Source organism: Methylobacterium sp. E-012 (assembly GCF_057836545.1).
In genome coordinates, this window is record NZ_JBYQEY010000001.1 from 476,663 (window position 1) to 491,590 (window position 14,928).

The window sequence follows — 14,928 nt, forward strand, 5'->3', positions numbered from 1 at the left end:
CGGTGCACGCGGTCGAGCGTCGAGCGGCGCTGGTCGGGACCGGCCCGCACCGCGCGGTCCCGACCGGGGCATCGGCGTGACACACCGATCCGGAAGCCTGCCCGCCGTCGCCCGATGAGGATCGCAAGCCACGTCGTCGATCGGCTCCTGGCGCTCGCAAGGCGGTCGCTGCGCGAGTTCATCGGCCTGCCGCTCATCGTCATCGCCGGGTTCTTCGGCCTCTTCGCGCTGACCTACGTCCTCGATGACATCCTCTGGGGCGGGCCCGGTCCCGCCCCGTTGCCGTGGCTGGCTCACCTGCTCGGCGACACTGCCGCGATCGCGAGCCTCCTCGGCACGGTCGCGTCCGGCATGATCACGGTGACCTCGATCACCTTCTCGCTCCTGCTGATCGCCGTGCAGCAGACAGCCGCGACGCTCTCCACGGATGTCTACGACCAGTTCATTCAGCGGCGCTCGAACAAGGTCAGCTTCGGCTTCTTCGTCGGGCTCAGCGTGTTCGTCCTGCTGACGCTGGGCAGCGCCAGCCCCGAGCACAAACCGATCTTCGGGGCCCTGCTGTCGCTCCTGATGACCGGGGCCGCGCTGTGCCTGGTGGTCATCCTGATCTACAGCACCATCGATCAGATGCGGCCCCACTCGGTCGTCACCGCGATCCATGGCCACACGTTGAAGGCCCGCGCGGCGGAGCGGCCCCTGATCGAGGCCACGCGCCGGACGCCGCGCGAGGGCCTGCCGTGGTCGCAGATCGTCCGCACAGACGCCTATGGCGTGGTCTGCGACCTGGACGTGCCGGCCATCGAGCTGTCCGCGGCGCATCACGACACCGACATCGAGATCATCGCCCGGATCGGAACCCACGTGGCCTTCCGGGATCCCCTCTACCGCCTGCATGCCCCCCGGCCCCTGACGGCGGACGCCCGGGCTGCCCTCGAAGAGGCGGTCGGCGCGGCCATCAGGATCGAATCCCGGCGGACCATCGACAGGGATGCCGGCTTCGGCATCGAGCAGCTCTCCTCGATCGCCTGGACCACCGCGTCGACATCGAAGCAGAACCCGCAGCCGGCGATTCTGGTCTGCCACGGCCTGCGGGACATCATCGCGCGCTGGAGCTGCGCCGGGCCGATCCCGGAACGCGCCGCGTCACGGGTCATCTACCGGGACAAGGCGGTGGACGACGCGATCCTGGCGATCGCCGCGATCGGTGTCGTCGCGTCGGAGAGCATGCAGAACACCCTCGCCGCCGAAGTCTGGCGGACCCTCGCGACGCTGATCGCCGATGTGCCCGCCGCGCAATTGCCGGCCTTGACGGACACGGTCCGCCGGCTGCTGTCGTCCCTCGGCGACCATGTGCTGACCTCCGATCTGGAACAGGAGCTGGGCCGATGCCGGCGCGCCCTGACCGGCCGGGGCGAAGCTCAGGTCGCCGGAGCGATCCAGGAGGCGGCCGATGGGCTGGCGGCGAGTATCGGCGTCCTGAACTCGCGCGGGACCCGCGTGCCCACGGCGGCCTGAGAACCGTCGCAGGATCGATGAAACGCCGCTCGGCGGAGAACCACCCACCCGGGCCCTCATCCTCACGTGCCGGAGCGCAGCGGCGGCCTCGAACCGCCTCGCCGCGGTCCCCCGCCCGCCCGGGACAGCGCCCCAGCTTTCAGCCGGACGGTGCCGGCGGCCAATCTCGAAGCCCGGCGGTGCAAGACCGGGAAGCCGTGGAACGTGCCTGCATCGCGTCCGATGTCGCGCTTCGGGACGCGTTCCGGCGCGAACAGGGCCGGCTCCTGCGGCTGGACGCTCCCAGGCCCTGCCGCTCGGGCCTCGCGACCGGTCCGCGCTGACGCCGCCCAGATCCTTTCCGCGAAAGGCAGTCAATATGAATTATGAATCTAGAACGTAACGAAAAATACTTTTTAAAATCGAGCATCTCTATAATAATTTTCCCTATTTACGCCTTTAACTTCGATCTTTTTGTCGGCTTCTATAATCCCCAGACCTCGCGAAGCGGGTTTTTTGACAATGAACACTCGCCAATCCGCAAAGTTAAGCTTAGAGGGTGCGACCAGGCGGCCACAGGAAGCGTTCAGATGGTGTCGGTTGATTTGCGTCTGCTCGTTCGCCGCCTGAACGACGTGTGCCGACAGGAGCTCGAGGCTGCGGCCGGTCTCGCGCTGACCCGCGCGCACTACAACATCGAGATCGAGCACTGGCTGCGCCGCCTCGTGGAGCATCCCCGGTCGGACGTGGCCATGATGCTGGATCAGGTCGGCATCGATCGGGGGCGCCTGATCGCCGGTCTCGACCGCATCCTCGACGGGCTGCGCAGCGGCAACGGCCGGCCGCCGGGCTTCGCCCCGGACGTGGTGGCGCTGATCAAGCAGGCCTGGCTCCTGGCGTCGGTCGAGGCCGGCGCGACCTCGGTCCGCTCCGGCCACATCCTGTGGGCGATGCTGGCCGACGAGGCGTCGGCGCGGCGCCTCGGGCAGATCGCGGACGACCTCCATCGCCTGTCGGCCGAGGGTGTGAAGCGGGACTTCGCCGCCCTGACGGCGGCGAGCGCCGAGGCCGCGCCGACCGCGCAGGGCAGCGCGGCCCCCGATTCGGCCGGGGGCCTCCCGCCGGGGCCCGGCGGGGCCCTGGAGCAGTTCACCGTCGATCTGACCGCGCAGGCCCGCGCGGGGAAGATCGACCCGATTCTCGGTCGCGACGCGGAGATCCGGCGCTGCATCGACATCCTGATCCGCCGGCGCCAGAACAACCCGATCCTGGCGGGCGAGGCCGGCGTCGGCAAGACCGCGGTGGTGGAGGGTCTCGCCCTCCGGATCGTCGCCGGCGACGTGCCCCCGGCCCTGAAGGACGTCACCCTGCGCTCCCTGGACCTCGGCCTGCTCCAGGCCGGCGCCAGCATGCGCGGCGAGTTCGAGCGCCGGCTGCGCGAGGTCATCGACTCGGTGAAGGCGTCGCCCAAGCCGATCATCCTGTTCATCGACGAGGCCCACACCCTCGTCGGGGCGGGGGCCGCCGCCGGCAAGGGCGATGCCGCAAACCTGCTCAAGCCCGCCCTGGCGCGCGGCGAGCTGCGCACCGTCGCGGCCACCACCTGGGCCGAGTACAAGAAGTATTTCGAGAGCGACGCGGCGCTGACGCGCCGCTTCCAGATCGTCAAGATCGACGAGCCGTCCGAGCCCGTCGCGATCACCATGATGCGCGGCCTCGTGGCGACCCTGGAGCGTTACCACAAGGTCCGCATCCTCGACGAGGCGGTGGGGGCCTCGGTGCGGCTCGCCGCGCGCTTCATCCCCGCGCGCCAGCTCCCCGACAAATCCGTCTCCCTGCTGGACACCGCCTGCGCGCGCGTGGCGGTGAGCCAGACGACGTTGCCCGGCGCGATCGAGGACCGCCGGCACCGGCTCGACGCGATCGAGACCGAGACGGCGATGCTGACGCGCGAGACGCGGACCGACGGTCAGGGCGGGGCGCGCCTCGCCACCCTGGCGCAGGAGCGGGCCGTCCTCGCCGGGGAGCTCGACGCCCTGACGACGCGCTGGGATCGGGAAAAGGCGCTGGTCGCCCGCCTGGGCGCGCTGCGGGCGGAGATCGAGGCGGCGGAGAGCGACGATCCATCGGCGGACCTGTCGGCGGCGTTCACGGCCGCCTCGGACGAACTGAGGGCGCTCCAGGGCGAGGCGCCGCTGGTCTTCCCGCTGGTCGACGCGCAGGCCATCGCCGAAGTGGTCCAGAACTGGACCGGCATCCCCGCCGGACGCATGCAGTCGACGGAGATCCGCTCGGTCCTGACCCTGCGGGCCGCGATGGCGGAGCGGGTCATCGGCCAGAATCACGCGCTCGAGGCCGTGGTGCAGGCGATCGTCACGTCCCGGGCCGGCCTGACCGACCCGCGCAAGCCCCTCGGCGTGTTCCTGATGGTCGGCCCCTCGGGCGTCGGCAAGACCGAGACCGCCCTGACCCTCACCGACCTGCTCTATGGCGGCGCGCAGAGCCTCACCACCCTCACGATGACCGAGTTCAAGGAGGAGCATAAGGTCAGCCTGCTGATGGGCAGCCCGCCCGGCTATGTCGGGTACGGCGAGGGCGGCATCCTGACCGAGGCGGTCCGGCGCCGGCCCTACAGCGTGATCCTGCTCGACGAGATGGAGAAGGCCCATCCCGGCGTCCAGGACGTGTTCTACCAAGTGTTCGACAAGGGCCAGATGCGGGACGGCGAGGGCCGCGACATCGACTTCAAGAACACGGTCATCATCATGACCTCGAACGCGGCCTCCGATCTGATCGCCAAGCTCTGCGCCGACCCGGAGACGATGCCGGATCCGGCCGCCCTGGCGGCGGCCCTGCGGCCGGAACTCGGCAAGGTCTTCAAGGACGCGTTCCTCGGCCGGGTCACCCTGGTGCCGTACCTGCCGCTCAGCGACGAGACCCTGCGCCGCATCGTCGTGCTGCAGCTGGAGCGGATCCGCCGGCGCTTTGCCGACACGCAGAAGGCGACGTTCGACTACGATCCCGACCTGATCGAGACCATCGCCAAACGCTGCACCGAGAGCGCGTCGGGGGCCCGCAACGTCGAGAACATCCTGTCGCGGACCCTGCTCCCCGAGCTCTCGGTCCGCGTCCTCGAACATCTGGCCGGCGGCGCGCCCATCCAGCATGTCCATGCCGGCATCGATCGCGATGGCGGCTTCGTCTACACGGTGCGCTGAACGCGCCGACCGGAGCCCCGCCCATGCCGCCGGCCGCTCGCATCGGGGACCTCGTCCTGCAGACGGCGCCCCATTGTCACGCGCCGATCCACCCCCCCGCCCCGGTGCCGACGCCGGTGCCGCATCCGGCCATGCCGCTCGCCATCATCAAGGGCTGCCCGACGGTCCTGATCGGCAAGATGCCGGCGGCACGGGCCACCGACACGACCATGCCCTGCCTCCTGATCGGCTGCGTTCCGGCCGGTCCCGGCATGATCGCCAAGGGTTCGTCCACGGTGCTGATCGGCAAGATGCCGGCGGCGCGCGCCGGCGACGCGACCCTCCACGCGAGTTGCGTGGCACCGATTCCCAGTCCGTCCGGCAAGATTCTGCCGCCGGGCTGCGCCACCGTGATCATTGGCGGGTGACCGGATGCGCCGTCTGCATTTCGACGCCCTGAAGCCCCTCTGCCCGGCCTGCCGCCGGGGCCGCCTGATCCCGGAGCCGGGGGCGGAGGCGACGGGCGACGCGATCGTGTTCGGGGTCTTGCGCTGCTGCGACGCGGCGTGCGGCCAGCGCTTCCCGATCATCGCGGGCGTTCCGGTACTGGTCCCGGACCTCGCCGGATGGCTGGCGGCGAATCTCCACCTCGTCCTGGCGGGCGACGTCGAGGACGCGGCGGTGGAGGCCGTGATCGGGGCCGCGGTCGGGCCGGATTCGGCCTTCAGCATCGCCCGGCACCAGCAATCGAGTTACGCCCACGATCACTACGGCGACCTGTTCGCGGGGGAGCCGGACGCCACGACGCCGCCCGGCAGCGTGCGCCGCTGCCTGGATCAGGCCCTGCGGCGCCTGGGCGCCGGGGGCGGCGGCCCGCGGCTCGATATCGGCTGCGCCGCCGGGCGGACCAGCCTCGACCTGGCGGCGCAGTGCGACGAACCCGTGCTCGGCATCGACCTGAACTGGCCCCTGCTCCGCATCGGCCGGGGCATCCTCGATCGCGGCCTGCTGCGTTACCCGCTCCGGCGTCTCGGCAACCGCTACGAGCGCCGGGAAACCCCCTTCTCCCCGCCGGAGGCCAAGCGGGTGGATTTCTGGATCGCCGACGCCCTGTCCCTGCCCTTCGCCGGAGACACGTTCCAGCGCGTCCTGGCGCTGAACGTGCTCGACTGCGTGCCGGACCCGGCGCGCCTCGTCGCCGAGATCGGCCGGGTGACGCGGCCGGGGGGTGACGTCGCCGTCGCGACGCCCCTCGACTGGGCCTCCCACGCCACCCCGTCCGCCGCCTGGCTCGACAGCCCGGAGGCCCTCGCGGCGATGATCGCGCTGGCCGATCGGGGCGTCCCCGACGCCAAGCCCCTGGTGCCGACCGGACCGCCCCTCGACCTGCCCTGGTCCGTCCGGCTGCACGACAACGCCACCGTCACCTATCGATCCCGGTTGGTGACCCTGACGGCCGCGGCCGGTTGAGCGCGTCGTCGACGCCGATGGGTCCGCGCCTCGCAGCCGCACTTCGAGTCCCTCCCGCGAAAGCGCACGTATTCCCGCGCAGTAATAGTTCTGGCGCGGCATAGAGTTTCAATACGTCGTCTTCGACGATATGAAGCTTAAGATCTCAGGGATCGAGTCGACGGAACGACGAAGATGGATCTTGAATCTTTGCAGACTAAAGAGTTCACAGAAAATTATTCTCACTCTCGGAAAATCGCATTGCTTTTTTAAAGTCTTTCCCTATGGTCCACGGGCCGCGCTGGACATCATAACTCAACATACGAGTCGATATAAATCACAGACTCCGGATGTCTTATTCGGGAGATTTATTATCAAATAAGTCGATCGATTGGGGAATATACGATGGCCTCGAGCACTGCGACGGCTCACAACGACCCCACGATTTTTTCGCCCGGCGGCCAGACCATCCCGTCGTCCCGGATGAGGCCGATCGCGAGCGAGCCGCCAGCCCGCGTCGCGCCGCTGCCGGATGCAGCCCCGAGCGCCCTGCGGCCGCCGCGGTCGTCCGCGGTCGAACCGCCGCTGCGGACCGGAACCGACATGGTCCGGACCACGCTGCCCCTGTCCGAGCACAGCGCCGGCCTCCCGACGGTCGTCGACGTCTACGGCGACAATGTCGGACTCGCCCTCGCGGCGCCGATCTTCGATTGGCTGTTCAGGATTCAGTACGCCACAGAGATCGATGTCGATTCGCTGCACCAATATCTGGTCGCGGCGCTCAAGAATTTCGAGGTTCAGGCCGCCCATCGCGGCCTCACGCCGGTCCATATCAGGATCCTGCTCTACGGGCTCGCCGCCACGGTCGACGACATCGTGCTCAAGACCGCCTGGGGTGGCGACAGCCCCTGGGCCCACAAGAGCATGATCTCGATGTTCTTCCGCGAAACCTGGGGCGGTGAGCGGTTCTACGTGCTGCTGAGCCAGATGATGGCGACGTCGCGCTCGTTCGCGCGCGAGATCGAAGTCTATTACCACTGCCTGCAGTTCGGGTTCGAGGGGCGCTACCGGTTGGAGCCGCAGGGCGCGGCGGAGCGCGGGCGGATCCGCGAGGAATTGTACCTGTTCCTGCGCGAGCTGCGTGGCGCGCCGCCGGCCGACCTGTCGCCGGCCTGGCGGGGCCTGGTCGTGGCGCGCGACCGGTTCCGCGGCCTGATGCCGTACTGGCTCGCCGGCCTGGGCATCGTCCTGGCGGCGGCCTGCATCTTCATCGTCCTGAGCACCCTGCTGCACCGGAACGCCACGCGGGCGGCCGACGAGATCAGCACGCTGGTGCTCACCCCGCCCGATCCCGTCCCGGCCCCGCCGCCCCCGGCCCCGCCGGTCGCGCCGGCCATCGTCACCCCGCCTCCGCCGCCGCCGAGCATCGCGAGCCTTCTGGCGCCGCAGGAGCAGGCCGGCCTGCTGACCGTGTCCGAGCGCGGCGACGCCACGGTCGTCACCACGACGCGCGACCTGTTCGCCTCGGGCTCGATCGTCCTGCGCGACCCCTATCCCGAGACGATCCAGGCGATCGCCGGGGCGCTCGAATCCAGGCCCGGACTCATCCAGGTCGTCGGCTACACGGACAGCGTCCCGATCCGCACCGCCGCGTATCCGGACAACGTCAGCCTGTCGCGGGCCCGGGCCGAGGTCGTGGCCGACCAGCTCATGGCGAATCTCACGGATCCAAGCCGCGTCGCCTTCACGGGCCTCGGCGCGGCGGACCCGATCGCCCCCAACACGACGCCGCAGGGGCGCAGGGCCAACCGGCGGGTCGAAGTCCGGTTCACGCCCCCGCCGAGCCCGGCGCGGGCGCCCCGGCCCAGCGCCCCCGCGCCCGCGCCCGCGCCGCGGGGCGAGCGATGACGCGTCCGAAGCAGATCCTCGCCTATTGGCCGTGGCTGCTGCTGGCGATCGCCTGCTTCGGCCTGGCGGCGGCGACGTGGTTCCTCGGTCCCGACCTCAGGATCGGCAATCAGCCGATGCTGGCCGACCCGGCCCTGCGGCTGTTCGTGACGCTGGTCATCCTCCTGCTCGGGGTCATCGCGGCCCTGGCGCTGCTCCTGCGCCGGGGTCCGGCCCGGGCCTCCGCCGAGACCCCGGCGGCCGACGATTACGGCCGGCAGAGCCGGGCCCTCGACCGCTCGATGCAGCGGATGATGCGGATGCTGCGCCAGCTGCCCGGGACCGGCTGGCGCGGCCGCTCCCATGCCTACGCCCTGCCCTGGTACCTCGTCACCGGCCCCGCGGGCGCCGGCAAGACCGCCCTGGTCCAGGCTTCGGGCCTGCGGTTCGGCGGCGGCGACCGACAGAGCAACACCGTCGCGGCAGGCCCCGCCTACACCCTGTCGCTGACGGACCGGGCGGTGTTCGTGGACAGCGCGAGCGCCCTCGGCAGCCAGCTCGACCGGCGCGGCTGGAGCTACTTCCTCGGCCTGCTGAAGCGGTTCCGCCGCCAGCAGCCGGCCAACGGCGTGATCCTGACCCTGAGCCTGCCGGAGTTCCGCGCGGCCGTTCCCGCCCAGACCCTGGCCCTGGGCGACGATCTCCGTCACCAGCTCGGCGAGATGGTGAGCCGCCTCGGCGTGCGGCTGCCGGTCTATCTCGTCTTCACCAAGCTCGACGCGCTGCCGGGCTTTCGCGCCTTCTTCGGCGGGGCATCGGCCTTCCCCCGCGACGGCGTCCTCGGCTTCACCCTGCCGCTCCTCGACGGGTCGCACGGGGGCGCCGATCCCGACGACGTGGCCACCGTGTTCGGCCGCGGCTTCGACGAACTGGTGCAGTGGCACACGCCGCGGACCCTGGAGCTGATGAACGCGGAGGGCGAGGCGGCGTCGCGGTTCGACGCCTTCATGTTCCTGCCGGAATTCGCCGCCCTGAAGTCCCGGCTGGGCGATGTCATCGCCGAGGTGTTCAGGCCGAGCCAGTTCGAGGAGCCGCTGCTCCTGCGCGGCGTCTATTTCACCAGCGCGCGGCCCGATGCCGGCCACCTCGCGCTGCCGGGAGGGCCGGCCGAGGGGCCGGCGGGGAGGCCGGCGGCGGGGCCGGCGGCGGGGCCGGCGGCGGAACCCGGCCTGTTCATCCGCGACCTGATCGACAAGGTGATCCTGCCCGAATCCGGCCTCGCCGGCCTCAACGCCAGGGCGAGCCGGACCGCCCTGACCCTGCGCGCCGCCCTCCTCGGGACCACCACCGCGGCGGCCGTCGCCCTGGTGGCGTGGTGGTCGGTGAGCTTCCTCGGCAACGCACGGCTGATCGACACGGTCCGCGCCCAGGTGCCCAAGGTCCGCTCGAGCCTCGCCCTGATCGCCGACACCGAAGGCCGCGCGAACACGGCGGTCGACCTCGCGTCGTTGCTGGCGGCCCTGAAGCGGCTCCAGGCCCTGCCGGAGGGCTGGAATTCCCGGTCCGACGCGGTGCCGCTCGAGGAGCAGGGGGGCCTGTCCCAGCACGGCGTGATCGCCGCGGCGACCCGCGGCGAGTATGTGCAGGCCCTGCAGCAGATCTTCCTGCCCCGCCTCGCCCTGAAGCTCGAGACGCGGATCCAGGCCAGCCTGAACAGGCCGAACGACCTCTACGGCGCCCTGATGGTCTATCTGATGCTCGGCGGCGAGCACGCGGTCGAGGACGACGTCGTCCTGGGCTGGATGAACCAGCGGTGCCGCGCGCTCTATCCCGAACCGTTGCACAACCAGCTCTGCGGCGACTTCCAGGGCCAGGTGCAGAACCTCCTCGAGGTCGGGTTCGAGCCGATCGCGCTGAACGCCGCCCTGGTGGCCCAGGCCCGCACCGCCCTCAACGCCCTGTCCCCGGCCCTGTATGGCCTGGCCCTGCTCAAGGCGGCGGACGAGATCACGAGCCTGCCGCCCTGGCAGCTGACGAACGTCACCGGGCCGCTCGCCTCCTACGGTCTCGTCCGGCGCTCGTCCGGCCAACAGTTGAGCGAAACGATCCCGGGTCTCTACACCCGTGCCGCCTTCGCGACGGCGGTGCTGCCGAAGATCGGCGAGGTCGCCAAGCGCGTCATCAACGCGGATTGGGTCCGCTATCCGAAGTCCGAACGCGGCCGCAATCCCATCCTGATCGACAATCTGTATCGGGAGATCGTCGATCTCTACATCGGCGAGTACGTCTCGCGCTGGGAGCAGTTGCTCAACGCCATCGACATCGCGCCCTTCGCGAACTTCACCGATGCCTTCGGGGTGCTCCAGGCCCTCTCGGGACCGCCCTCGCCCTACGCCGCCCTCCTGCAGGCGGTGGCGCAGAACACCGCCCTGGCCGGCCAGAAGCCGCCGGGCGGCGAGCCGACGCCCGACGGCGTCAAGCAGGATCTGAGCGCGGCGCCCGCCGCTTCGGTGGCCCCGGCTCAGGCCGTCACCGATCATTTCGCCGTGCTGCACCGCTTCGTCGCGGGCGCGCCGAGCGCCCTCGACGGGCTGCTGGCCCAGATCAACCAGCTCCGGGCCCTGCTCGGCCCGGTGGCCAGCGCGGGTCGCGCGGTTCCGGCCCTGGCCACCGAGATGACGTCCAATCCGGCCTTCGCCCAGACCCTGAGCCAGCTCCAGCTCAGCGTGATGAGCGCACCGCCGCCGGTGTCCGATTCGATCCGCACCCTGGTGCGCCGGACCTCGGCGATCGCCAACACCAGTGTCCGGTCCGATCTCGACGCCGCCTGGAAGGCGCAGGTGCTGCCGTTCTGCCAATCCGCCATCGGCGGGCGCTATCCGTTCGACACCGCCGCGGCCGACGTGGCGCTGGCGGATTTCAGGCGGATGTTCGCCCCCGGCGGCCTGCTGGATCAGTTCTTCACCCGCCAGCTCAAGCCCTTCGTCGACACCAGCGCGAGCCCGTGGAAGCTCCCGGCCATCGCCGGCGCCCGGCTCGACGTCACCCCGGAGGCCCTGCGCCTGTTCGAGCAGGCGAGCCGGATCCGCACCGTGTTCTTCCCCGGCGGGGCGGCGGCCCCGCTCGTCCCGTTCGCGGTGACGCCGACCGATCTCGATCCCGGCGCGATGCGCGTGACCCTCGACATCGACGGACAGTCGCTCACGTACCAGTACGGGCCGCAGCAGAGCGTCGCCATGCAGTGGCCCGGCACGCACAGCGGCGTGCGGGTGGGCTTCGGGGTGAACGATCCGGGCGAGCCGTCCTTCATCACCGTCAAAGGGCCCTGGGCGCTGTTCCGCTTCCTCGCGGACCGATCCCTCCGGGTGACCGGGGGCAACAGCTTCAGCTTCACCGTCCAGCTCGGCAGCCGGACCGCCGGTTTCTCGCTGCAGCCCGCCACGGTCGACAATCCCTTCGGCACGAACCTGATGAGCGGCTTCCGGTGCCTGCCGTCGCTGGTCTCCGGGTCCTCGTCGTCATGACGCCCCGCCGCGACACGGGACCGGGCGCGACGGAGCGCGGCACGGCGCCCGACCTGTTCCCGGGGGAAGCCCGGATGCGCCGGCCTTGCGGCCTCCGGGCCTCGGGACGCTGCCGACCGGAGCCGCGATGATCAGTCCACCGACCCTCGACCCGCAGACCCTGCTCGCCCCGTTCGACGGCGCGAGCCCGGCCGGACAGGATCCGCGGGCCGACCTGTCGCCGGCCTCGCGCTTTCTGCTGATCAAGGACGCCCGGGCCAGCGCGCGCCGGAAGGAGCGGGCCCTCGACATCGACGCCGACGCGGCTCCGCCGACGGAGGACTGGTCGGAGGTCGCGCAGAACGCCTGCCTCGTGCTGTCCGAGGACGGCAAGGATCTGGAGATCGCCGCCTGGCTCATCGAGGCCCTGCTGCGGCTCGACGGCCTGCCCGGCCTGTTCACCGGCCTGACGGTGGCCCAGGGGCTGGTCGAGCAGTTCTGGGACGAGGTGCATCCGCGGCCCGACGAGGAAGGCCAGGAGCCGCGTCTCTCGCCGTTCATCGCCCTCAACGGCAGCGGCGGCGACGGAACGCTGACCCAGGCGCTGCGCAAGCTGCCCCTGACGGGGGGCGCCGGCTACGCCCTGTGGCAGTACGAGCAGGCGCGGGAGATCGAGGCCCTCGCCGACGAGGGCAAGCGGGCGAGCCGCCTCGCGGGCGGCGCCCTGAGCATGGAGGAGTTCCTGGAGGCGCTTCGGGAGACCCCGGCCGCCTTCTACGCCAACCTCCTCGACGACGTCGCCGAGGCACGCCGATCCCTCGACGCCCTCTCGGACGCCTTCGCGGCCCGGGTCGGACGCGAGGCGCCCCCCGCCGGCGGCCTGCGCGGGATCCTGCAGGACCTGGAGGACGCCGTGCGCGTCGCCGCGGCCGACAAGCTGCTCCAGGCGCCCCCCGATCCGGGCGCGGTCGCCACCGCGGAGATGCCGGGCGGCGGGGCCGCGGCCTCCGCGGACGAAGCCGGTGCCCCGGACGGCAGGGTCCCGGCGCCCGGCAAACCGGCCGGGCGCGAGGACGCGTTCCGCCAGCTGCTGCAGATCGCGGCCTTCTTCCGCGCGACCGAGCCGCACTCGCCGATTTCATACTCGCTCGAGGACGTGGTCCGCCGCGGCCGGCTGCCGCTGCCGCAACTGCTCGACGAGTTGATCATGGATCCCGACGCACGCCGGTTCTTCTTCATCGCGTCGGGGGTGAAGCCCAAAGAAGAGGTGGAGTGACGTCACCGACGCAGGCTCGGCGCGCGCCGATGCGAATCGCAAAATATCAATCTTCGAGGTGTTGATCCATGGCAAGTATCCACGAAAAGCTGAACCGGGTCCGCAAACCGCGGGTGCACATCACCTACGACGTCGAGACCGAGGGGGCCGTCGTCCAGAAGGAGCTTCCGTTCGTCGTCGGCGTGCTCGGCGACTTCTCGGCCGATCCGAGCGAGCCGCTCAAACCGCTCAACGACCGCAAGTTCATTCAGATCGACCGGGACAATTTCGATCAGGTCCTGGCGCGCATGACCCCCGGCCTGAAGATGAAGGTCGAGAACACGCTGACCAATGACGGCAGTCAGATGTCGGTCGAACTCGCCTTCAAGTCGATGTCCGACTTCGATCCGGCCGCCGTCGTGGCGCGCGTCGAGCCGCTGCGCAAGCTGCTCGAGGCGCGCAACCAGCTCCGCGACCTCCTGTCGAAAGCCGACCGGTCGGAGGATCTGGAGACCCTGCTCGAACAGATCCTATCGAACGAGACCGATCTGAAGTCGCTGGGCGAACAGCTCGGCGTCGGCACGGAAGAGGACGCCCACTGATGAGCACGGAAGCCGCGCCCGAGACCGCCGAGGCGCAAGCCGGCACCGCCGACCTGTCGTTCCTCGACCAGGCCATCGCCGCCACCAAGCAGACCGATCCCGACCGGACCACCGAGCTGCTGCGGACCCTGACCCGCGAGGCCATGTCGGGCACCGTCACCTATTCGAAGAACCTGACGCAGACCATCACCGCCGCGATCACGAGCATCGACCAGAAGCTCTCGACCCAGCTCAACGCCATCCTCCATCACCCGGACTTCCAGAAGCTGGAGGGGACCTGGCGCGGGCTGAACCATCTCGTGATGAACTCGGAGACGGGCACCAGCCTGCGGATCCGGGCCCTGAACTGCACCAAGCGCGAACTCTACAAGAGCCTGACGAAGGCCTCCGAATTCGATCAGAGCACCATCTTCAAGAAGATCTACGAGTCGGAATTCGGCAGCGCCGGCGGCGAACCCTATGGGTGCCTGATCGGCGACTACGAGTTCACGAACCATCCCGAAGACGTGGAGCTCTTGAGCCTCATGTCGAACGTGGCGGCGGCGTCCTTCGCGCCGTTCATCGCCGCCGCCAGCCCGAAGCTGTTCGGTTTCGACGGCTATACCGAACTCTCGAAGCCGCGCGACCTCGAGAAGATCTTCGATACGGTCGAGTACGCCAAGTGGCGCAGCTTCCGCGAATCCGAGGACAGCCGCTTCATCACCCTGACGCTGCCCCGGACCCTGGCCCGCCTCCCCTACGGGGCCGCGACCAAGCCGATCGAGGAATTCGACTACGAGGAAGGCAACATCCAGGACGGCGTCGCCCACGGGATGGTCCACGACGAATATTGCTGGATGAACTCCGCCTACGTGCTGGGCGCGCGTCTGACCGACGCCTTCGCCCAGCACGGCTGGTGCACCGCCATCCGGGGCGCGGAGGGCGGCGGCAAGGTCGAGAACCTGCCGAGCCACGTCTTCGTCTCCGACGACGGCGACACCGACCAGCAATGCCCGACCGAGATCGGCATCACCGACCGGCGCGAGGCGGAACTGTCCAAGCTCGGCTTCCTGCCGCTGTGCCATTACAAAGGCACCGATTACGCCGTGTTCTTCGGCGCCCAGACCACCCAGAAACCCAAGAAGTACGATCGTCCGGAGGCGACCGCCAACGCGGCGATCTCGGCCCGCCTGCCGTACATGATGGCCACGGCCCGCTTCGCCCATTTCCTCAAGATCATGGCCCGCGACAAGATCGGCTCCTTCATGGAGGCGAAGGATTGCGAGGACTGGCTCAACCGGTGGATCATCAACTACGTCAACGGCAACCCGGATGCCGGCCAGGACATGAAGGCGAAGTATCCGCTCGCCGAGGCGAAGATCGAGGTTCGGGAGATCCCCGGGCGGCCGGGCTCCTACAACGCCGTCGCCTGGCTGCGGCCCTGGCTCCAGCTCGAGGAGCTGACGACCTCGATGCGGATGGTCGCCCGGATCCCGAGCGCCTCGTGAGCACCGCGGCCTGATCCACATTCGCCGGCCCGTTCGGTCTCGATCGAGCGGGCC

At 70.0% G+C, this 14,928-nt stretch carries 9 protein-coding genes; all 9 read left to right on the top strand.

Annotated features, from left to right (window positions below; translation table 11 throughout):
- The first annotated feature begins 114 nt into the window (after positions 1-114).
- The 9 genes from AC3IF1_RS02300 to tssC all read left to right on the top strand — a co-directional run bounded on the left by AC3IF1_RS02300 (position 115) and on the right by tssC (position 14,874).
- Positions 115-1,515: a DUF2254 family protein gene (locus AC3IF1_RS02300; RefSeq protein ID WP_489215535.1), complete on the top strand. Its 1,401-nt coding sequence runs from the start codon at positions 115-117 to the stop codon at positions 1,513-1,515.
- 569 nt (positions 1,516-2,084) lie between these two features.
- Positions 2,085-4,712, top strand: a complete 2,628-nt coding sequence (gene tssH / locus AC3IF1_RS02305; RefSeq protein ID WP_489215537.1) for a type VI secretion system ATPase TssH — start codon at positions 2,085-2,087, stop codon at positions 4,710-4,712.
- A 23-nt stretch (positions 4,713-4,735) separates the two neighbouring features.
- Complete coding sequence (locus AC3IF1_RS02310; protein WP_489215539.1) at positions 4,736-5,119, top strand: PAAR domain-containing protein; 384 nt, start codon at positions 4,736-4,738, stop codon at positions 5,117-5,119.
- Positions 5,120-5,123: 4 nt separating this feature from the next.
- On the top strand, positions 5,124-6,161 hold the full coding sequence (locus AC3IF1_RS02315; RefSeq protein ID WP_489215541.1) for a methyltransferase domain-containing protein: 1,038 nt from the start codon (positions 5,124-5,126) through the stop codon (positions 6,159-6,161).
- Positions 6,162-6,545: 384 nt separating this feature from the next.
- Positions 6,546-8,048, top strand: coding sequence for a type IVB secretion system protein IcmH/DotU (icmH, locus tag AC3IF1_RS02320; protein ID WP_489215543.1), 1,503 nt, complete (start codon positions 6,546-6,548; stop codon positions 8,046-8,048).
- The gene (gene tssM / locus AC3IF1_RS02325; RefSeq protein ID WP_489215545.1) at positions 8,045-11,551 is read left to right on the top strand and encodes a type VI secretion system membrane subunit TssM; all 3,507 of its coding nucleotides are present in this window, start codon (positions 8,045-8,047) and stop codon (positions 11,549-11,551) included. The genes icmH and tssM overlap by 4 nt, the downstream gene beginning before the upstream one ends.
- A 127-nt stretch (positions 11,552-11,678) precedes the next feature.
- Positions 11,679-12,806 carry a type VI secretion system protein TssA gene (gene tssA / locus AC3IF1_RS02330; RefSeq protein ID WP_489215547.1) on the top strand — a complete coding sequence of 376 codons (1,128 nt, stop codon included), beginning with the start codon at positions 11,679-11,681 and terminating at the stop codon, positions 12,804-12,806.
- Positions 12,807-12,874: 68 nt separating this feature from the next.
- Positions 12,875-13,387: a type VI secretion system contractile sheath small subunit gene (tssB, locus tag AC3IF1_RS02335; RefSeq protein WP_489215549.1), complete on the top strand. Its 513-nt coding sequence runs from the start codon at positions 12,875-12,877 to the stop codon at positions 13,385-13,387.
- Positions 13,387-14,874 carry a type VI secretion system contractile sheath large subunit gene (tssC, locus tag AC3IF1_RS02340; RefSeq protein ID WP_489215551.1) on the top strand — a complete coding sequence of 496 codons (1,488 nt, stop codon included), beginning with the start codon at positions 13,387-13,389 and terminating at the stop codon, positions 14,872-14,874. The genes tssB and tssC overlap by 1 nt, the downstream gene beginning before the upstream one ends.
- Positions 14,875-14,928 lie beyond the last annotated feature (54 nt).